The 18,941-nt window shown below is 62.8% G+C and carries 22 protein-coding genes; 13 read left to right on the top strand and 9 right to left on the bottom strand.

All coding sequences use genetic code 11. The features are described 5' to 3' along the window. The first annotated feature begins 76 nt into the window (after positions 1-76). The 3 genes from AC1DWZ_RS19375 to AC1DWZ_RS19365 all read left to right on the top strand — a co-directional run bounded on the left by AC1DWZ_RS19375 (position 77) and on the right by AC1DWZ_RS19365 (position 3,447). Positions 77-514, top strand: a complete 438-nt coding sequence (locus AC1DWZ_RS19375) for an ABA4-like family protein (protein ID WP_477170589.1) — start codon at positions 77-79, stop codon at positions 512-514. A gap of 2 nt (positions 515-516) precedes the next feature. After that, positions 517-1,419, top strand: coding sequence for a hypothetical protein (locus tag AC1DWZ_RS19370; RefSeq protein ID WP_477170588.1), 903 nt, complete (start codon positions 517-519; stop codon positions 1,417-1,419). A 150-nt stretch (positions 1,420-1,569) separates the two neighbouring features. Further along, complete coding sequence (locus AC1DWZ_RS19365; RefSeq protein WP_477170587.1) at positions 1,570-3,447, top strand: putative bifunctional diguanylate cyclase/phosphodiesterase; 1,878 nt, start codon at positions 1,570-1,572, stop codon at positions 3,445-3,447. Between the two features lie 80 nt (positions 3,448-3,527). Here the strand turns inward: AC1DWZ_RS19365 and AC1DWZ_RS19360 are convergent, their stop codons facing one another. Continuing rightward, positions 3,528-3,899, bottom strand: a complete 372-nt coding sequence (locus AC1DWZ_RS19360; protein WP_477170586.1) for a nuclear transport factor 2 family protein — start codon at positions 3,897-3,899, stop codon at positions 3,528-3,530. 117 nt (positions 3,900-4,016) lie between these two features. Between AC1DWZ_RS19360 and AC1DWZ_RS19355 the strand changes: the two genes are divergently transcribed. Continuing rightward, positions 4,017-4,826 (top strand): helix-turn-helix domain-containing protein, encoded by an 810-nt coding sequence (locus tag AC1DWZ_RS19355; protein ID WP_477170585.1) that lies wholly within the window; start codon positions 4,017-4,019, stop codon positions 4,824-4,826. Here AC1DWZ_RS19355 and AC1DWZ_RS19350 read toward each other — a convergent pair. Then, positions 4,806-5,234, bottom strand: coding sequence for a DUF2000 family protein (locus tag AC1DWZ_RS19350; RefSeq protein ID WP_477170584.1), 429 nt, complete (start codon positions 5,232-5,234; stop codon positions 4,806-4,808). The genes AC1DWZ_RS19355 and AC1DWZ_RS19350 overlap by 21 nt on opposite strands. On the opposite strand from AC1DWZ_RS19350, the gene AC1DWZ_RS19345 reads away from it, so the two are divergent. After that, a complete protein-coding gene (locus AC1DWZ_RS19345; RefSeq protein WP_477170583.1) occupies positions 5,233-6,144 on the top strand; it encodes an AraC family transcriptional regulator in 912 nt (303 codons plus the stop codon). The two genes, AC1DWZ_RS19350 and AC1DWZ_RS19345, sit on opposite strands and share 2 nt — an antisense overlap. Here the strand turns inward: AC1DWZ_RS19345 and AC1DWZ_RS19340 are convergent. Further along, positions 6,134-6,874, bottom strand: a complete 741-nt coding sequence (locus AC1DWZ_RS19340) for an SDR family oxidoreductase (protein ID WP_477170582.1) — start codon at positions 6,872-6,874, stop codon at positions 6,134-6,136. The genes AC1DWZ_RS19345 and AC1DWZ_RS19340 overlap by 11 nt on opposite strands. Positions 6,875-6,986: 112 nt before the next feature. Here AC1DWZ_RS19340 and AC1DWZ_RS19335 point away from each other — a divergent pair, with 112 nt between their 5' ends. Further along, on the top strand, positions 6,987-7,655 hold the full coding sequence (locus AC1DWZ_RS19335) for a TetR/AcrR family transcriptional regulator (RefSeq protein ID WP_477170581.1): 669 nt from the start codon (positions 6,987-6,989) through the stop codon (positions 7,653-7,655). Between the two features lie 2 nt (positions 7,656-7,657). Here the strand turns inward: AC1DWZ_RS19335 and AC1DWZ_RS19330 are convergent, their stop codons facing one another. Then, positions 7,658-8,485, bottom strand: a complete 828-nt coding sequence (locus AC1DWZ_RS19330) for an aldo/keto reductase (protein ID WP_477170580.1) — start codon at positions 8,483-8,485, stop codon at positions 7,658-7,660. A 23-nt stretch (positions 8,486-8,508) separates the two neighbouring features. Continuing rightward, on the bottom strand, positions 8,509-9,687 hold the full coding sequence (locus AC1DWZ_RS19325; RefSeq protein WP_477170579.1) for an MFS transporter: 1,179 nt from the start codon (positions 9,685-9,687) through the stop codon (positions 8,509-8,511). Between the two features lie 122 nt (positions 9,688-9,809). On the opposite strand from AC1DWZ_RS19325, the gene AC1DWZ_RS19320 reads away from it, so the two are divergent. Both AC1DWZ_RS19320 and AC1DWZ_RS19315 read left to right on the top strand, forming a co-directional pair. Next, positions 9,810-10,730, top strand: a complete 921-nt coding sequence (locus AC1DWZ_RS19320; protein WP_477170578.1) for a LysR family transcriptional regulator — start codon at positions 9,810-9,812, stop codon at positions 10,728-10,730. 165 nt (positions 10,731-10,895) lie between these two features. Beyond that, complete coding sequence (locus AC1DWZ_RS19315; RefSeq protein ID WP_477170577.1) at positions 10,896-11,411, top strand: DUF1993 domain-containing protein; 516 nt, start codon at positions 10,896-10,898, stop codon at positions 11,409-11,411. A gap of 1 nt (position 11,412) precedes the next feature. Here the strand turns inward: AC1DWZ_RS19315 and AC1DWZ_RS19310 are convergent, their stop codons facing one another. Then, positions 11,413-12,663: a D-amino acid dehydrogenase gene (locus AC1DWZ_RS19310; protein WP_477170576.1), complete on the bottom strand. Its 1,251-nt coding sequence runs from the start codon at positions 12,661-12,663 to the stop codon at positions 11,413-11,415. A gap of 217 nt (positions 12,664-12,880) precedes the next feature. Here AC1DWZ_RS19310 and AC1DWZ_RS19305 point away from each other — a divergent pair, with 217 nt between their 5' ends. Genes AC1DWZ_RS19305 through AC1DWZ_RS19295 form a run of 3 tightly spaced genes read left to right on the top strand, consistent with a single transcriptional unit; the run spans position 12,881 to position 15,974 of the window. Next, positions 12,881-14,122 (top strand): MFS transporter, encoded by a 1,242-nt coding sequence (locus AC1DWZ_RS19305; RefSeq protein ID WP_477170575.1) that lies wholly within the window; start codon positions 12,881-12,883, stop codon positions 14,120-14,122. A 56-nt stretch (positions 14,123-14,178) separates the two neighbouring features. Beyond that, the gene (locus AC1DWZ_RS19300) at positions 14,179-15,372 is read left to right on the top strand and encodes a bifunctional alpha/beta hydrolase/OsmC family protein (protein ID WP_477170574.1); all 1,194 of its coding nucleotides are present in this window, start codon (positions 14,179-14,181) and stop codon (positions 15,370-15,372) included. Next, positions 15,372-15,974: a DUF938 domain-containing protein gene (locus AC1DWZ_RS19295; protein WP_477170573.1), complete on the top strand. Its 603-nt coding sequence runs from the start codon at positions 15,372-15,374 to the stop codon at positions 15,972-15,974. Before AC1DWZ_RS19300 ends, AC1DWZ_RS19295 begins: the two co-directional genes overlap by 1 nt. Here the strand turns inward: AC1DWZ_RS19295 and AC1DWZ_RS19290 are convergent. The 3 genes from AC1DWZ_RS19290 to AC1DWZ_RS19280 form a co-directional block, all read right to left on the bottom strand. Next, positions 15,949-16,524, bottom strand: coding sequence for a GNAT family N-acetyltransferase (locus tag AC1DWZ_RS19290; RefSeq protein ID WP_477170572.1), 576 nt, complete (start codon positions 16,522-16,524; stop codon positions 15,949-15,951). The two genes, AC1DWZ_RS19295 and AC1DWZ_RS19290, sit on opposite strands and share 26 nt — an antisense overlap. A 1-nt stretch (position 16,525) precedes the next feature. Then, entirely contained in the window at positions 16,526-16,711 is a 186-nt protein-coding gene (locus AC1DWZ_RS19285; RefSeq protein WP_477170571.1) for a hypothetical protein, read from the bottom strand. A 64-nt stretch (positions 16,712-16,775) separates the two neighbouring features. After that, on the bottom strand, positions 16,776-17,048 hold the full coding sequence (locus tag AC1DWZ_RS19280; RefSeq protein ID WP_477170570.1) for a GIY-YIG nuclease family protein: 273 nt from the start codon (positions 17,046-17,048) through the stop codon (positions 16,776-16,778). 154 nt (positions 17,049-17,202) lie between these two features. Here AC1DWZ_RS19280 and AC1DWZ_RS19275 point away from each other — a divergent pair, with 154 nt between their 5' ends. Both AC1DWZ_RS19275 and cls read left to right on the top strand, forming a co-directional pair. After that, the gene (locus AC1DWZ_RS19275; protein ID WP_477170569.1) at positions 17,203-17,505 is read left to right on the top strand and encodes a hypothetical protein; all 303 of its coding nucleotides are present in this window, start codon (positions 17,203-17,205) and stop codon (positions 17,503-17,505) included. Beyond that, entirely contained in the window at positions 17,502-18,917 is a 1,416-nt protein-coding gene (cls, locus tag AC1DWZ_RS19270) for a cardiolipin synthase (RefSeq protein ID WP_477170568.1), read from the top strand. Before AC1DWZ_RS19275 ends, cls begins: the two co-directional genes overlap by 4 nt. Positions 18,918-18,941 lie beyond the last annotated feature (24 nt).

Below are 18,941 nucleotides of genomic sequence, written 5' to 3'. Positions count from 1 at the left end.
TATCTTGACAATGGCAAGATCATATTCTAGAAAATATCTAGTCACTGACTAGATTAGGCTTTGCGGAGGAACGTCCATGAACTGGCAATCCCTGTTCGGCATGGCCAATGGCGCAGCGATGCTGGGCTGGCTGGCGTTGATCCTGGCGCCGCGTTGGCCGGCCTTGCAGCAGACCTTGCGCTACGGCCTGCTGACCATGCTCGCGCTGGCCTATGTCACGCTTATCCTTGGCTATTTCTTCCAGGTCGAGGGTGGCGGGTTCGATTCCATCGATGCCGTGCGGCGGCTGTTTGCCAGCGATCCGGTGCTGCTCGCCGGATGGATCCACTACCTCGCCTTCGATCTCTTCGTCGGCATCTGGATCGCCGGACGTGCTGACGCGATTGCCCTCAACCGCTTCCTGCAGGCGCCGATCCTCGCCGCCACCTTCATGTTCGGGCCATTGGGGCTGTTGCTGTTCTATGCCGTGCTGGCAGCGCGCAGGCTTGGCCACAATCAGGTCATGGGGGCGTAGCCATGATGATCTCCATGCTCGCACATTCGACCTCACGCGCCCCTGCAAATCCGTGCGACTCAGTATCAATTGCAGAGCAGCCGCGCCTCATCGCGCTGCAGAGTCTGCTGCTGATGCTGGCGCTGCTGCCGGCCAGCCTGCTGCTGCTGCAAACCGATCCGCGGCTTCTGAACGGTATCAGCGTCTGGGTGAAGCCGATCAAGTTCGAGCTCTCGCTGGCCCTCCATTTTGCCACCCTGGCCTTGCTGGTGCAGCTGGTGGCGCCGGCCGAACGTGGCCGATCGCTTCTGCGTGCGACCTTCCTGGCATCCGCCTTGGCCGGCCTGTTCGAGGTCGGCTATATCGCGCTGCAGGCCGCGCGCGGCCGTGCCTCGCATTTCAACGACGGCACCATGCTCGAATTCACCCTCTATCAGGTGATGGGGGTCGGCGCCGTCATATTGGTGGCAGCGGCCTGCTATCTCGGCATCCGCATCCTGAAGGCGCCGCGTGCCGGTCTCGGGTCCGGCCTGCACCTGGGTGCCGGCCTCGGCCTTGCCTTGGGGGCGCTGGCGACCCTGGTCACGGCGGGCATCCTTGGCTCCGGCCAGATTCCAGAGGCGATGGGCCTGCCGCCCGGCCATTGGATCGGCGGCACGAGGAGCGATGCTGCTGGCCTGCCTTTGGTCGGCTGGTCGACCGATGGCGGCGATCTCAGGGTCCCTCATTTCTTTGCCACCCATCTGATGCAGACCCTGCCTGTCCTGGGCTGGCTCGCCGATCGCCTGGCTCCAACCCTGGCCCCGACCCTGGCCCCGACGGCCCTGGCTCGCCGGATCGTCTGGTCGGGGGCATCATTTCAGCTGGCGCTGGTCCTCGGCACGTTCGTCCAGGCCATCCTCGGCCAGCCGTTCCTGCGCTTTTGATGCAGGTCAGGGATTAATACCCAGCACATATCATGGTGTGTGGCGCTTAATCTCTGATTCAGACTTTCCGGCCTATAAGGCTGGTGCGTCCGGGCCTGGCCCGTACACCACCCGCCCCGGCCACTTGCCGGGGACCAGAGAGAAGCCGGAATGCTGAGCGCCTTCGAAACCATCGCCGAACACCAGATCGTGTGGCTATTGGGCATCGGCGCCGTTCTGGTGCTGTCGGGTCTGGCCTATATCCTCTTTCACCTCATGCCACATTCGGCCCGTGCCACCGCAGAAGCCGCGGCCTTGCGCGTCAGCGAAGCGCGGTTACGCACAAGCGAAGCCCGCTTCCGGCAATTGGCTGACGCGACCTTCGAAGGCCTCGTCATTCACCGCGAGGGCATCATCATCGACGTCAATACCGCCATGGCGGCGATCCTCGGCTGGCCGCAGGATCTGCTGCTCGGCCGCAGCCTCTATGACATCTCGATGCCGTCCAGCCATGACCGGTTGCGCACGCAACTGTCGGCCCTGGCCCGCGGCGAAGCGCCGGAGATTGGCGAATCCCGCATCGAGATGGAACTGCGCCATGCCGATGGCAGCGCGATCCCGGTCGAAATCCATGCGCGCACCATGCCGTTCGAAAATGGCGATGCGCGCGTGATTGCCGTGCGCGACATCCGTGAACGCAAGGAAGCAGCCGAACGAATCGCCCATATGGCGCATCACGATGCGCTGACGGCGCTGCCCAACCGCAATCTGTTCCGCGACCGCCTGACCCAGGCGCTGGCGCGCGCCAAGCGCAGCGGCACCACGGTCGCAATCCTGTGCCTCGATCTCGATCGCTTCAAGCCGGTCAACGACCTGCTGGGGCCAGAGATCGCCGATGAACTGCTGCGCCAGGTAGCAGGAAGGCTCAACGACAGTATTCGCGCCGACGATACCGTGGCGCGTCTTGGCGCCGACGAATTCGCCCTCATTCAGGTGGGCCTGGCACATCCGGATGGGCCGGCCGTCATGGCGGACCGCCTGGTGAAGGCCATCGCCCAGCCCTTCGAGATTTGCGGCCATCAAATCGTCGTCGGCACCAGCGTCGGCATCGCGCTTTATCCCAGCGACGGCGTCAGTGGGGACGATCTGGTCCGTGCCGCCGACACGGCACTTGGCCGTGCCAAGGAAACCGGTGGCGGCACCTTCCGCTTCTTCGAATCGGAAATGGATCTGCGGCTGCAGGAACGCCGCCATCTCGAACGCGACCTGCGCCAGGCCCTGGCCGCCGACCGCCTGGAGCTTCATTACCAGCCGCTGGTCGATTGCGATCAGCTGGCGGTGCTGGGCTTCGAGGCGCTGCTGCGCTGGAAACATCCCGAGCGGGGCAATGTCTCGCCGGCCGACTTCATTCCGCTGGCCGAGGAATGCGGGCTCATCATTCAGCTGGGTGCCTGGGTGCTGCGCAATGCCTGCCGCGAAGCGGCAACCTGGCCGGACGACAAGATCGTTGCCGTCAATCTGTCACCCATTCAGTTCCGCCAGGCCAATCTGGCGGAGGAGATCCTGGGCATTCTCGCCGAGACAGGCCTCTCTCCCAACCGGCTCGAACTGGAAATCACCGAAGGTGTCCTCATCGAGGACACCGAACGCACCCTGGCTGCCCTGACGGTGCTCAAAGCGGCCGGCATCCGCATCTCGCTCGATGATTTCGGCACGGGCTATTCCAGCTTGAGCTATCTGCACCGCTTCCCGTTCGACAAGATCAAGATCGACCGGTCGTTCATCTGGGAAATGGAAAAGAATCCGGATTCGATGTCGATCGTGCGTGCGGTCATCGCGCTGGGACGCTCATTGCGCATCACGGTCACCGCGGAAGGTGTCGAAACACCAACCCAGCTTGCCTGGTTGCAGGCGGAAGATTGCGACCAGGCACAAGGTTATCTGCTGGGCAAGCCGATGCCCAAGGCCGACGTTGCCAAGCTGCTGGCAGAGCCCGCCTTGCGCAGCCAGACCGAACTGCCCTTGAAGCAGACCAAGGCGGCCGAATAGTCCCGCACGGGAAAACCCCGGAACGGTGGTGATCCGTCCCAGGGTCGGCGCCGGGGATGATGCCTGCAAAACAGACCCAGCTACATGTTCACCTGATCCAGGAACCCGGTCACGCTGGCGATGCGGCCGTCGGTGGCGATCACGGCGAAGTCCGTGCCGTGGGCGACAGGTGCGGCAGTGCGGTCGCCATTGGCTCCCAGCGACCAGGAAAAGCGCAGCCGGTCATTGTGCGCCTCGGCACCGTCCTTCAAGGTGAAGCTGTGGCCGGGAAAGCGTGCCTGTACAGCGGCGATGAGGGCGTCAATTTCCTGGCGGCCTTCACCCTTCATCATCGGATCGACATAGAGCGCATCCTGGCACCACAGCGTTTCCAGCAGGGCGCGGCGGCGGTCGATGTCGATCTCGTTCCAGCAGGCGATATAGCTCCGGGCGATTTCCTGTGCGTTGATCATCTTATTCCTCCAAGGTTTCGAATGGCGAACGTTGGGGAATGTGGCGGCAGATCCGCGCACCGTCGATTACGTGGGAGGTAATGGCGGCGATAATCTTCCGACGCTATGATCGCTTTCATGAACAAGCCACACATTGCCCCAGCCCCCAGCAAAGCCGGCGACCAGCTGCGCCATTGGCGCCAGCTTCGGCGGCTGAGCCAGCTCGATCTGGCGCTCGATGCCGATATCTCGACCCGGCATTTATCCTTCCTGGAAACGGGCCGTGCGTCCCCCAGCCGCGACATGCTGTTGCGTCTCTCCGAACGGTTGGAGATCCCCTTGCGCGACCGCAATCTGCTGCTGCTGGCGGCGGGCTTTGCGCCGCTTTATCCGGAGCGGGGGCTGGATGATCCGGCCTTGGCGCCAGTTCGAACGGCGATCGAAAGCCTGTTGAAAGCTCATGAGCCCTATCCGGCGCTGGCCATCGACCGGCACTGGCAGCTGGTGGCGGCGAACACCATGCTGGCGCCGTTGATCGCCGGGGCTGCACCACATCTGTTGGCGACACCGGTCAACGTGCTGCGCCTCAGCCTGCATCCCGACGGCGTCGCGCCACGCATCGTCAATCTGGGTGAATGGCGGCACCATCTCCTCGACCGGCTGAAGCGGCAGATTGCCACGACCGGCGATGCCGTCTTGCAGGATCTGCTGGCAGAGCTGCTGGGCTATCCAGGTCCCGCCAACGACGCCGTGCCAACCGGTGGCGATGCCGCCATCGCCGTACCGCTGCGCCTGCAGACGGGGCTGGGGGTGCTCTCGTTCCTCAGTACCACCATGGTGTTCGGTACGCCGGTCGATGTGACCCTGTCCGAGCTCGCCATCGAAACCTTCCTGCCCGCCGATGCGGCAACGGCGGACATGCTGCGCTCAATCACCGTGCAGGCGTAACCCCTTCACCACCTTGTCGACCTCCTTGCGGTCGGCATGGATGGCAAGGCCGACAAGATCGAGTGCCTCGGTCGGCACGGCGGCTACCGCGGCGCGGTTATCCTGGTCATTGCCGGTGGAAAACAATTCACTGGTGTAGATGGAGATTGGCAGGTTGCGATCGGCGGCGCGCTGTCTTGTACGGGTCAACTCCGCGCTGCTTGCGGCAAAGATCAGGATCGGTTGGCGGATGAGCTTACCATAGTGCCGGCCGGAACCGTCACGATAGAAATCGCCCGGCAATTCCGGATATGATCCAGGCAGGCCACCGGCCAGGAAGCTCGCCACATTCAGCTTCTGCCAGGTGGCGAGGTCCTCGCGCACGATGATGGCGATCTTGGTGTCGAAACGTTGAGGTAGATCTGTCATGGGCCGGAAGATAACCAAACCGGACGCCCCGGGTCTTGAACGATCCTGTGGAAATGGCGCGGACGATAACGGCAACAGGGATAGGGGCGACTGGATAAAATTCGGCCCGGCGGCATCCGGCATCGAGCGGCTTGAGGCGCGTTTCACCGGCCATGCCTATGACGATCATCGTCACGATACCTATGCGCTGGGGCTCACACTCTCCGGTGTGCAGAGTTTCGACTATCGCGGTGCCAGGCGCGACAGTGAGGCCGGGCAGGTCATGGTGCTGCATCCGGATGAAGCGCATAACGGCCGCGCTGGCGTGGTAGGCGGCTTCCGCTACCGCATGATCTATGTGGCACCGCATCTCATCGCGGCCGCCTTGGACGGCAAGACCCGGCACCTGCCATTCCTGCGTGAAGCCGTCTCGCGCGAACCGCGTCTGGTCGCGGCCCTGCATCTGGCGCTCAGCGATATCGACCAGCCGCTGGAGGAATTGGCGGCCGATCATATCACCGCAGCGCTTGCCGATGCGCTGCTGGTAAACGATCCGTCGGCGTGGAGATCCGCCCGTGGCCGGCCGCCGAAGGCAGCCTACGCCCAAGCAGATCTTGCCCGCCAGTTTCTCGACGCCCACAGCGCTGAGACTGTGACGTCGGATGCGCTTGAGAAAATCAGCGGCCTCGACCGGTTCACGCTGGCACGGCAGTTCCGCACCATCTTCGGTACCTCGCCCTACAATTATCTGATCATGCGGCGGCTTGAACAGGCGCGGCGTCTGATGGCAGCGGGGCAGGGGCTGACCGACGCCGCCCTAGGCGCCGGTTTCGCCGATCAAAGCCATTTCACCCGCCAGTTCAAGTGCCGCTATGGTCTGACGCCCGGTCACTGGCGAAGCCTTGTCCGGGGGCGGGGCATCACGCGTTGAAGCCACCGTCGATGGTGAAGGCGGCACCCGTGATCGACCGGGCTTCGTCGCCGGCCAGATAGCTCACCAGCCCGGCCACATCCTGCGCCGTCCCGAAGCGGGGGATCGCCATCAGGCCGCGCTGCGCGTCGGCATTGGCACCGTCTTCCGGATTCATGTCGGTGTTGGTCGACCCCGGCTGCACCAGATTGACCGTGATGCCGCGGGACCCGAGGTCGCGCGCCAACCCCTTGGTGAGCCCGATCAGCGCCGTCTTGCTCATGGTGTAGAGCGTTAGGCCCGGAAACGCCGCGCGGTCTGCAAGGTTGCTGCCGATCGAGATGATGCGGCCGTGATCCGCCAGCACCGTGGCCGCAGCCTGCGCCGCCACGAAGACGGCACGCACATTGACGTTCATCAGCCGGTCATAGTCGGCGACGCTGATCTCGGCAAAGGGCGTGTGCAAGGCTATGCCAGCGGAATTCACCAGGATATCCAACCGGCCGAATTCAGCCCGCGCCTGCTTCACGGTATTGGTGACCGCGACGGGATCACCGCTATCGGCCTGGATGGCCAGTGCCTTGCGCCCGAGTTGTCGGATTTTGGCCGCCACCTTTTCCGCCGCCGCGGCGCTGTTGGCATAGGTGAACGCCACGTCGGCGCCGTCGGCTGCGAGCCGTTGGGCGATGGCAGCACCGATGCCGCGGCTGCCGCCAGTGACCAGGGCCGTCTTTCCAAGCAGTTTCGTCATGATGAAATCCTATTATGTAATGATCGATACAAATTAAATCGCGCACTTGCCAGGCAGGGGCAAGTGATTTATTTAACGATCGTCACAATAATCGGATAGCGACCCAAAAATCATGACTGGACGTGGCCGCCCCCGCGCCTTTGACCAAGACACGGCACTCCGCCGTGCCATGGAAGTTTTCTGGGCAAAAGGCTATGCGGGCGCCTCGATGGCGGAGTTGACCGAYGCCATGGGCATCAACTCGCCCAGCCTCTATGCGGCGTTCGGCACCAAGGAAGAATTGTTCGAGCAGGCGGTCGACCTTTATGGCCGGACGGAGGGGGTGGCTCTCTGGGACCATCTGCCCAAGGCACCCAGCGCCAAGATGGCAATCCGTGCCTTGCTGCGCGCCGCCGCTGATTCTTATGCCAATCCGGCCAATCCGCCGGGATGTCTCGTCGTGCTGGGGGCGATCGTGGGTGGCGATGCCGAGGACAGCGTGGCCGCGGGCCTTGCGGCGCGGCGCGCCCATGCGCTCGATCTCGTGATCCAACGCCTGCAGCAGGATGTGCGTGCCGGCCTGCTGCCGGCATCGCTCGATTGCCGCGCGGTCGCCACCTTCTACATGACCGTGCAGCAAGGCATGTCGTTGCAGGCCCGCGATGCCCAAGACCATGCCGCCTTGCTGGCCACGGCAGAGGCGGCCATGCTGGCGTGGGACGGACTGGTCATGATGCCGAAGGCCGCAGCCAAGAAAGCCACGGTCAAGAAGGTCCCCGCCAAGAAGGCCGCGCGCCGCTAGATTTAGGCCGCGTCCCAGATTGGCGCCAACCCATCGGGGCTGACGATGCGGCCGGCCTTGTGGGCAAGACCGTGGATGGCGGCCATCTCGTCGGCGGTCAGCGAAAAATCGAAGATGTCGAGATTCTCGGCGGCGCGCGCTTCGCTCACGGTCTTCGACAAGGCGACCAGGCCTTGCTGCAGGATCCAGCGCAAGGTCACCTGGGCGGCACTCTTGCCGTGCCGTGCGCCGATCTCCTGCAGCAGCGGCTCTGTCGGCACCTTGCCGTCGGCCATGGCGTAATAGGCGGTGATGCTGATCCCGGCGGCCTTTGCCGCATTCAGCAGCGGCGTCTGGTCGAGATAGGGATGATATTCGACCTGGTTGGTGACGATAGGCGCGGCGCTGAGCTTGACCGCGTCGGCTATCAGGGCGCGATTGTAATTACTGACGCCGATATGCTTTACCTTGCCTTCCTTCTGCACGGCATTGAGGTTGGCGATCTGCTCGGCCAAAGGCACATCCTTGTTCGGCCAATGCAGCAGCAGCAGATCGACATAATCGGTCTTCAGCTTGGCAAGGCTTTCATCGACCGAGCGGGCGAAATCGGCGGCCTTGAAATTCTTCACCCAGACCTTGGTGGTGAGGAAGATGCTGGACCGTGCCACGCCGGATGCCTTGATGCCATCGCCGACCGCAGCCTCATTGCCGTAGATCTGCGCCGTGTCGATATGACGGTAACCGATATGCAGGGCATGCTTCACCATGCGTGCGGTATCTGCCTCGTTGACGCGGAAGACGCCGAAACCGAGGGCCGGGATGCTGGCACCGTTTGCGTTGACATGAATCATGTGAGTTCTCCTTTAGAGGTCGGTTAGGCCGCCGGGCAGGCGGCGAGAACGGCTGGCTGAGTTCGTGCGTCGAGGCGCCAGCTGATCAAGGTGACCACCAATCCGGCGACGGTTATCAGAGATCCGATCCAGAAGACAGAGGTGAGACCGAGACCCGCATCGATCGCGGTTCCACCCAGCCAGGCGCCGATGGCATTGCCGAGGTTGAAGGCACCGATGTTGAGCGCCGAGGCCATGTTGGGCGCACCCTTCGCCTGGCCCAGCACCCGGAGCTGCAAGGGCGGGACAGTGGCAAAGCCGGCGGCCCCCAGCAGGCCCACGCCGATGATGGCGGTAACCGCATTCTGGCTGGCCCAGGTCATGGCGAGCAAGAGCGTTGCCAGCAACACCAGGCTGCCGACCAAAGTCGGCATGAGCGCACGGTCGGAGAATTTCCCGCTGACCAGATTGCCGACCACCAGGCCGCCGCCGAACAGCAGCAGGATCGGCGCCACCCAACTGGATGGCAGGCCCGTCACTTGCGTGAGGACCGGTGCGATGTAGGTGAAGGCGGCAAACACACCGCCGAAACCCAGCACGGTGATGAGAAAGCCAAGCAGCACCTGCGGCCGCAGGACAGCGCGCATTTCATCCCTCAAGCGCGGGCCGGCAACATCGTCCTTGGCCGGCACCAGAATCGCCGTGGCGATGGTGGCGACGATGCCGATGGCGGCCACGGCCCAGAAGGTCGCACGCCAATCGAAGGCCTGGCCCAGCCAGGTGCCGAACGGTACGCCGAGGATGTTGGCGGCGGTGAGGCCGGTGAACATGATGGCGATGGCGCTCGCCTGCTTTTCGCGCGGGACCAGGGACGTTGCGACCACCGAGCCCACGCCGAAAAAGGCGCCATGGGCAAAGGCGGTGACAATCCGGGCGGCCATCAGCGTGTTGTAATCGGGGGCGAGCGCACAAGCGAGATTGCCCAGCGTAAAGAGGACCATGAGGCCGAGGAGCACCCGTTTCCGCGGCCAGGCGGCGGTCAGCGCCGTCATGATCGGGGCACCCACCAGCACGCCCAGCGCGTAGCCGCTGATGAGCAGGCCGGCACTGGCGATGGAGACATGGAAATCGCCGCTGATTTCCATCAGCAAGCCCATGATGACGAATTCCGTGGTGCCGATGCCGAAGGCGCCGGCGGTGAGGGCGAAGAGGGCTGCGGGCATGATCCCATTCCTGTCCAAAAGGAAGGCCCGGGGGAGGGCCGTTGCACTGCAACATGGACCTCCGATCAACTTTGGACTATGGTTCGGCTAAGAATATTACTTATGAAATTAATTCGGTAATCATGCTTGGCAACAAATCAGGCGAAATGGAAATCTTTGTCCGGGTCTATGAGACCGGCAGTTTCTCCGCCGCCGCCCGGCAACTGACCCTGACTCCCTCCGCGGTCGCCAAATTGATCGGGCGGCTGGAACAGCGGCTGGGCGTGGTCCTCTTCCTGCGTTCGACCCGGAGCCTCCGCCCCAGTGCAGAGGGTGACGCCTATTACGAACGCGCCCGCGCGATCCTTGCAGAGATCGAGGATGCCGAGAGCAGCATCGGCCAGAATGCGGTGGCACCGCGCGGGCGCATCCGCATCAACACCACGGTGGCGTTCGGGACTCACGTGCTGTTGCCGATTCTCAAGGAGTTCCTTGGCGTCCATCCCGGCGTGACACTCGATCTCAACCTCACCGACGACGTCATCGACATTCTGGCCGAACGCACCGATGTGGCCGTTCGCGTCGGACCCTTGAAGGATTCGCGCCTGGTGAAGCGCAAGATCGGTACCAGCCCGCGGCTGATGGTGGCAGCCCCCGACTATCTCAAGCAGCATGCGCCCGTGCGTCGGCCGGCGGATCTTGCCCGGCACAATTGCCTCAACTTCAATTTCCGGCGCAGTGTCAACGAGGTGAGTTTCCAGGAGAAGGGCGTCAGGCAGGCGGTGCCGATGCTGGGCAATGTCATCGTCAACAATGGCGAGACCCTGCGCGAACTGGCCCTGGCCGGCCTCGGCATCGCGCGGCTGGCGCGGTATCATGTCGCCAAGGATGTGCAGGCCGGGCGGCTGGTACAGATATTGAGCGCCTATGAAACGGAAGAGCAGGAGGAAATCCACGCCGTCTTCCTGGGTGCGGCCGCCGGCAGCGGCGCCTTGCCGGTGCGCACGCGTCTCTTCATCGACTTCGTGGTCGACCGGGCACAGGGATATATGGGCGCAGCCTGATTCCCATCGGTGCCGCACAACCGGATTCATCCCCTTGCCGCGGCTGGGGCCTTTCGCCTCTGCTGGGATCTGTCGATTTCTGCCGCCAACGGCTTTGGAATCGGGTATCTGTTCGCGCCGATGCCAAATGTCTGCCGCAGATCCAATAGCCAAAGGGAACCAGCCATGATCTATCAAATCGTCGTGCCGCAATTTTCCAAGATGCTCGGCAATCTCAGTGCCATCCTCGACAAGGCCGCGACCTATGCCGAGCCGAAGAAGATCGACATGGAAGTGCTGCTGGGCTCGCGCCTGGCACCCGACCAGTTCAACCTGATGCGCCAGATCCAGATCGCCTGCGACACCGCCAATATCGGCGCCGCCCGGCTGATCGGCAAAGAGGCGTCGGTTCAGTCCTTTCCGGACACGGAAAAGACCGTGGCGGAGATCAAGACGCGCATCGCGGCCACCAGTGCGATCCTGCGCAAGTTGACCGAAGCTGATTTTGCCGAGTCAGCGACACGCCGCATCACGCAGCCGCGCTGGGAAGGCAAGACTCTCTCCGGCGAGGAATTCCTCATTCAGCATGTCGTGCCAAACTTCTATTTCCATATCACGACCGCTTACGCGATCCTGCGTCACAACGGCGTCGATGTCGGCAAGAAGGATTATCTCGGCGCCCTGCCGTACCGCGCGGCGTGAACTAATACCTCTCCAGGCCGAGCCCGCTGATATCCACCTCGGGCTGACGGCCGGAAATCAGGTCGGCCATGATGCGGCCCGATCCGCAGGCCATGGTCCAGCCCAGCGTGCCATGGCCTGTGTTTAGATAGAGATTGTCATAGCGCGTGCGGCCGATGATTGGCGGGCCATCCGGCGTCATCGGCCGCAAGCCGCACCAGAAATCGGCGCGCGCGATATCTCCACCCTGCGGGAACAAATCGCTCACCACATGGGTGAGGGTGTCGCGCCGCCCGTCGCGCAAAGTGAGATTGTAGCCGGCGAGCTCTGCCGTGCCGCCGACGCGGATCCGGTCGCCCAGCCGCGTGATCGCGACCTTATGCGTCTCATCCATCACCGTGGATTGCGGGGCGCCATCATCTGCCGTCACCGGCAAGGTCAGCGAATAGCCCTTCACGGGATAGATCGGGACGTGGAGGCCCAGTGGTGAGAGCAGGCGCGGCGAATAGCTGCCCAATGCCACCACATAGGCGTCACCGGTGACGCGCTCGCTGCCAGTCTCTATGCCGGCAATCCTGCCACCTTCCCGAACGATGCCCTTGATCTCAATATTGTAGCGGAACCGCGCGCCGGCAGCTTCGGCAAGGTCCCGCAACGCGTTGGTGAATTTGAAGCAATCACCGGTCTCGTCCTGCGGCAGGCGCAAACCGCCCACGAATTTTTCGCGCACATGCCTGAGGCCGGGCTCGACCCGCAGGCAACCCTCGACATCCAGCACCTCGTAGGGAATGCCTGTTGCTGCAAGCACCTGCGTATCCGCCGCGGTGCCATCCAACTGCTTTTGCAGACGGAAGAGCTGCAAGGTGCCCTGCATGCGGGCGTCATATTGAATGCCGGTTTCTTCGCGCAAGGATGCCAGCACATCGCGGCTATAGCTGGCGATGGGCAGCATCAGGCCCTTGTTGTGCGCATAGCGTTCGGTGGTGCAGTTCCTCAGCATACGCAGGCCCCACAGCCACATGGCGGGGTCGAGCTTGGGCCAGATCACCAGCGGCCGGTGCCGCATGAACAGCCATTTAAGGGCTTTGAGGGGAATACCGGGGGCGGCCCAGGGCGCCGAATAGCCGGGCGAGACTTCGCCGGCATTGGCAAAACTTGTTTCCAGCGCCGGCCCGTTCTGGCGGTCGAGCACCGTCACCTCATGTCCGGCGCGTGTCAGATAATAGGCGGTGCTGACGCCAATGACGCCGCTGCCCAGGACGACAATCTTCACGAATGCATTCTCCCGATTGTTTGGAGACAAGTTCCAGCTGCCAAGTTCCGGCCGCCAAGTTCTAGCCGCCAAGTTCTAGCTGATTGCGCCACATTATCCCAGTTGGCATGCCAGGAAACATGACAGCCATGCCGCAGAATGAATTGCCGCCATGGTGGCCATCGGTTACCAAGGCAGCGAGCCATCAGGAAGATCGAGCTGGGAAGAAGACAGGATCATGGGGAACGTTCCGTCCGCGGCGCTGCTGGATTTGGCCGACAGCCGCTATGCCTGGTGGCGCCTGTTGGCAGCCCTTGCCATCGCCACCATCGGCGGGATCGGCCTGTGGTCGGCGGTCGTTGTCCTGCCCACCATCGAACAGGAATTTGGCGTTGGCCGCGGTGGCGCATCCTTGCCCTATACCGCGACCATGATCGGCTTTGCCGCCGGCGGCGTCATGATGGGGCGCCTCGCCGACCGCCGCGGCATCATGATCCCGCTGCTGTTCGGTACCACGATGCTGGGTATCGGCTTCGTGGCCGCCGCGTTTTCGCAGAATTACTGGCAGTTCATCCTGGCCCAGGCGCTGCTCATCGGCATGTTGGGCAGTTCCAGCACCTTCGGCCCGCTGGTGGCCGATGTCTCGCTGTGGTTCATGCGCAAGCGGGGCATTGCGGTCGCCATCGTGGCCAGCGGCAATTATCTCGCCGGTGCCATCTGGCCGCCTTTGTTGCAGCATGCGATCGAGAATTACGGCTGGCGCCACGCCTATGCCGGCATTGGAATCGTGTGCGTCGTCACCATGCTGCCGTTGGCGCTGCTGATGCGGCGCCGGCCGCTGGTCGTGGGCCGCGCAGCCGACGGCAAGCGCACGCCGATCACCACGGCCCCCACGCATAAGACGGCGCCGGGCTATCTGCAGGGTGTGCTGATGTTCGCCGGCATCGCCTGCTGTGTCGCCATGTCCATGCCGCAGGTGCATATGATCGCCTATTGCGGCGATCTCGGGTATGGCGCCGCGCGTGGTGCCGAAATGCTGTCGATCATGCTGTTCATGGGGGTGGTCAGCCGGTTGGCGTCGGGCATGATCGCCGACCGCATCGGCGGCCTGGGCACGCTGATCCTGGGCTCGACCCTGCAATGCCTGGCGCTGATCTTCTATCTGCCCTTCGATGGGTTGACGTCGCTCTATATCGTGTCGGCGCTCTTCGGTCTGTCGCAGGGTGGCATCGTGCCCAGCTACGCGCTCATCGTGCGTGATTATTTTCCGGCGCATCAGGCCGGTATCCGCGTCAGCCTGGTCCTGATGTCGACGGTGGTCGGCATGGCGCTGGGCGGCTGGTTGTCCGGCTTCATCTTCGATCTTACTGGCTCCTACCGTGTGGCTTTTCTCAACGGCATTGCCTGGAATCTGGTCAATATGGGGATCGCTTTCTGGCTGCTGCTGGGGCGCACCCGTATGCAACGCGTTGCGGCCTAGCGCACTGCTCCTTATGCTGCCTCATCTGCCGGGCTGGGATTTTCGCGGAGAAGAGCATGGCGACCGAACCATTTGATTTCACCAGTGCGGACGGGCACCAACTCTCCGGCCGGCTCGATCTGCCCGATGGGTCGCCGCGCGCCTTTGCTCTCTTTGCGCATTGTTTTACCTGCACCAAGCAATCGATCGCCGCTGTGCGCATCGCCCGGTCGCTGACCCAGCGCGGCATTGCCGTGCTGCGCTTCGACTTCACCGGCCTTGGCGAGAGCGGCGGCGACTTCGCCGACAGCACCTTCAGCGGCAATGTGCGCGACCTGATGGCGGCGGTGGCGGAAATGGCCGCCAAGAACATGGCGCCCAAGCTGCTGATCGGCCACAGTTTGGGCGGTGCTGCAGTGCTTGCTGCGGCGGGAGATCTTCCCAGCGTCACCGCTGTCGCCGTCATCGGGGCGCCTTTCGATGTCCAGCACGTAAAGGGGCAATTCGGCGACGGGCTTGCGACCCTGATGGATAAGGGGGAGGCCATGGTCGATCTTGGCGGGCGCCCCTTCAACATGCGCCGTTCCTTCATCGACGATCTCGAAAAGCATGATCAGAAAAGCCGTATCGCCCATCTCCATCGCGCCTTGCTGATCCTGCATTCACCGGTCGATCAGACTGTCGGCGCCGAAAATGCCGGCGCCATCTTCCAGGCTGCCAAGCATCCCAAAAGCTATGTCTCGCTGGCCGATGCCGATCATCTGCTGACCCGGCCCGCCGATGCCGCCTATGCGGCCGATGTCATTGCGGCCTGGTCGTCACGCTATCTCGGTGCCGACCAGGAGTTGGCGGATGAAATGCCGATCGACGATGTCGTGGTCGAGGAAACCGGCGGTGGCAAGTTCCAGGTCGTGGTGAAGGCTGGCGCCACCCGCTTCATTGCCGATGAGCCGATCGCAGCGGGTGGTCTTGGTTCCGGTCCGGCGCCTTTCGACATTCTCTGTGCGGCACTTGGTGCTTGCACCACCATGACCTTGCGCATGTATGCAAGGCAGAAGAACTGGCCGGTCAATCATCTGCGCGTCCGCGTCGCCCATAGCAAAGACAAGGACCAGACGCCGCCGGATCTGTTCACGCGCGAGATCACCATTGCTGGCGACATTGATGCGGCACAACGTGCCCGCATGATCGAGATCGCGGAAAAATGTCCGGTCCACAAGACGCTCACCAGCGGTGCCCGGATCGAGACGCAAGAGACGGGGCACAGCTGATGACCGACCCAAGGCTCTTTGCCCCCTCGGCACAACGCAACCGCGACCCGATCCTCGCGGTGTTGCGCGAGATCTTGCCCGTCAGCGGCACGGTGCTGGAAATCGCCAGCGGCAGTGGCGAGCATGTCATCCATTTTGCGCGTCATCTGCCGGAACTGACTTTTCAGCCGACCGATCCCACGGTCGACAGCCTGCGCAGCGTCGCGGCCTGGGTCGCATCCAGCAACATTCCCAATATCCTGCCGCCGCTGCGGCTCTCGACCACCGACCAGCCTTGGCCAGTGACGGCGGCTGATGCCATCCTGTGCATCAACATGATCCATATCTCTCCCTGGGCCGCGACCGAGGGGCTGATGCGCGGCGCAGGGGCGCTGTTGCGGCCGGGGGCGCCGCTCTATCTTTACGGCCCCTATAAGCGGGAGGGGCGGCACACGGCGCGCAGTAACGAAGCCTTCGACAGGCAGCTCCAGGACCAGAACCCGGCCTGGGGTGTTCGCGACCTCGGTGTGGTGGTGGATCTGGCCAAATCAGCCGGCTTTTCCGCCCCGGAGATCACCGAAATGCCGGCCAATAATCTCAGTTTAGTGTTTCGCCGCAGTTAGTTAAGCCGGGATTGCTGATTCTGTAGAGGATATGGGGCTGCAGCCAGTGACCCTCGGCAAAGCGCGGGTCCAGAAAGTCACCTGCCGGATCGCGCTGCATGCCGATTTTGTCCATGACCCGGTGCGACGCCAGATTGTCCCGGTGGGCGGCGGCCACCACTTCCCCAAGGCCATGATGGGCCCAGGCGTGATGGAGGCAGGCCGTGGCGGCTTCGGTGGCATAGCCCTGGCCCCAATAGTCGCGGCCGATCGTCCAGCCGGCTTCAACCAGGGGGGCACCGTGCATCACGGCACGGCTCGGTTCATCGATCATGCCGATGCCGGCATCGCCGATAAGGGCGCCATCCGATTTCCGCACAACAGCGCGCCAGCCGAAACCGGTCGTCGCCAGTTCGTCGATATAGCCATCGATCCACCGGCTTGCCGTCTCGGCATCAATCACGCTGCGGAAATATTTGCGCGCGATGGGATCGCTCAAAAATTTGGCGTACGGCGCGCGGTCGCGATCTTCCCATGTGCGCAGGAGGAGACGTTCGGTCTCGATCAGCACGTCAGCGCGGCTGCTCCATCAACCGCTCGACAGCGGTGAGGACCATCAGAGAGCGACGATGCATTTTCCAATCGCCCGCACCTTCGAATTGCGCGACGCGGCTCTTGGCGATCTGCAATGCGCTGTCGCGATAGCGTGCGATCAATTCCGCTGCTGCCGTATCATAGGCCTCGATTGTATCGATCATTTTTCCTACCCCTCATGCCTGCTGCCCGTTTGCCGTTTGCCGGTCATCCCCAACCGCCAAATCGTCACACCGACACGGGCCATACTTTCTTGCGAAACGCGCGGTCGCGTTTCAGATACCATTCCCGACTCATCGCTTCACGTCGCGTCTCGTACTGCTCATAATAGAGCAATGTCCAGGTGCTGCCACGTGTAGACTTGGCACCCTTGCCGTTATTATGTTGCGCCAGGCGGCGCGTAAGATCGAGTGTCCAACCCACATAGGTACGATAGCCGCGGGTGGTTGGACTTCCCAAAATATAGACGAAACAAGGTGATGGCTGTTTTGGATCACACATCACGCTGCTCGGGCGACATCACCATGCCGCGACATATCTAGTCATTTCGGGACGAAAGGCAACTGGTTGCCGCATGAATTCTCATTGGTGCATTGCGGAACCGATGACACCACATAGGGTTATGGCGCCACCAGCCGAAGGATTTCAAGTCGTTATGACGGAACAGGCGCAGTCAGCAATCCTCGCCGAGCAGCGCATCGAAAAGCTGATCTCGCATCTGCCGCCCTGGGCGGGCAAAGCGATTCGCTGGATTCGCCGCCCGGCGGCACGCTGGGTGCGCATGCCGGTCGCGATCTGCCTCATTCCAGGCGGCGTCTTCGGCTTCCTGCCGGTCTTGGGCCTGTGGATGTTGCCGCTGGGCCTTATCCTGCTGGGCGTCGACATACCGATCATCAAGCGCGGCATGCATCGCTTCATCAACTGGCTCGCGGAACGTCGACCGCAATGGTTTCAATGAGCGACGTTCTGATCTTTCTCAGCAATCACTGGTTCACCATCATCCATGTGGCATGCGCTATCGCGGTCACCTTCCACGCGCTGCTGCGCAAGCGCGACGTGCGCTCGGCCATCGGCTGGATGAGTCTTGCATGGCTGTCGCCCATCGTCGGCAGTTTTCTCTATCTGCTGCTGGGCATCAACCGCGTGCAGCGCAAGGCTACGCGCATCAGCCGCAGGCGGCGTGCCTTGCACCGCCATGCCTATGCGGAAACGCCCTTGCGGCGTGACCATCTGGCGCCGCTGCAATTGGCGGTGGGCAAAATCACGCCCTGGCCGACGCAAAAGGGCAATAGCATCACCCTGTTGCGCAATGGCGACGAAGCCTATCCGGCCATGCTGGCGGCGATTGCCACCGCGCAGACCAGCATTGCCCTTGCCAGCTATATTTTCCGAGCTGATTCGGTGGGCGAGGCCTTCATCGCGGCGCTCATGGATGCCCAGGCCCGCAAGGTTGAGATCCGCGTCATGGTTGACGGGGTCGGCAGCGGCTATCTGCTTTCCCCGGCGGTCATCAAGCTGCGCGCCGCTGGGGTGCCGGTCGCGCGCTTCATGCATTCCTTCGTACCCTGGCACATGGCTTTCCTCAATCTGCGCAACCACAAGAAGATCCTGGTGGTGGATGGCAGCACGGCCTTCCTCGGCGGCATCAACATCGTTGCCGGCAATGTGTTGAAAGAGAAGCCGGCGGACCCGATCCGCGATGAGCATTTTGAGATCACCGGGCCGGTGGTGGCGCAGGTCATGGAAGCCTTCGCCGCCGACTGGCACTTCACCACGGCCGAGGAGTTGAAGGGCAAGATTTGGTTCCCGCTGCTGGATGCGACCGGTCATGCCGAAGCCCGGGTGATCACCTCGGGTCCTGATCAGGATGTCGACAAGATCGAATTCATGTTCCAGCAGGCGATCGGCTGCGCGCGCCGCTCAATCAAGATCGTGACACCCTATTTCCTGCCGGAAGACAGGCTTGTGACCGCCCTCTCACTGGCGGCGATGCGCGGCATTGCGGTCGAGGTGGTGATTCCCGCCGAATCCGACCATGCCTTCATCGATTGGGCGACACGGGCCCATGTCGAGCCGTTTCTCCAGGCTGGTGGCCATATCTGGCGGGCTCCCAAGCCGTTCGAACATTCCAAGCTGTTGACCGTCGACGGCCGCTGGTCGCTGATCGGCAGCGCCAATTGGGATGTGCGCAGCATGCGGCTCAATTTCGAAATCAATCTCGAAGTGTTCGACACGGCCTTCGCCAAGATCCTCGAGGCTGAGATTGATCGCAAGAAGGGACGAGCACTGACCGTGAAACGACTCCGGCAACGTCCCTTGCCCGTCCGCCTGCGCGACCGCGCGGCGCGCCTGCTGCTGCCGTATCTGTGACGATGGTTGTTAACCTAAATCGTC

The organism is Dongia sp. P2_B8, from assembly GCF_056404715.1.
This window is presented reverse-complemented; position numbering and strand designations above follow the sequence as displayed.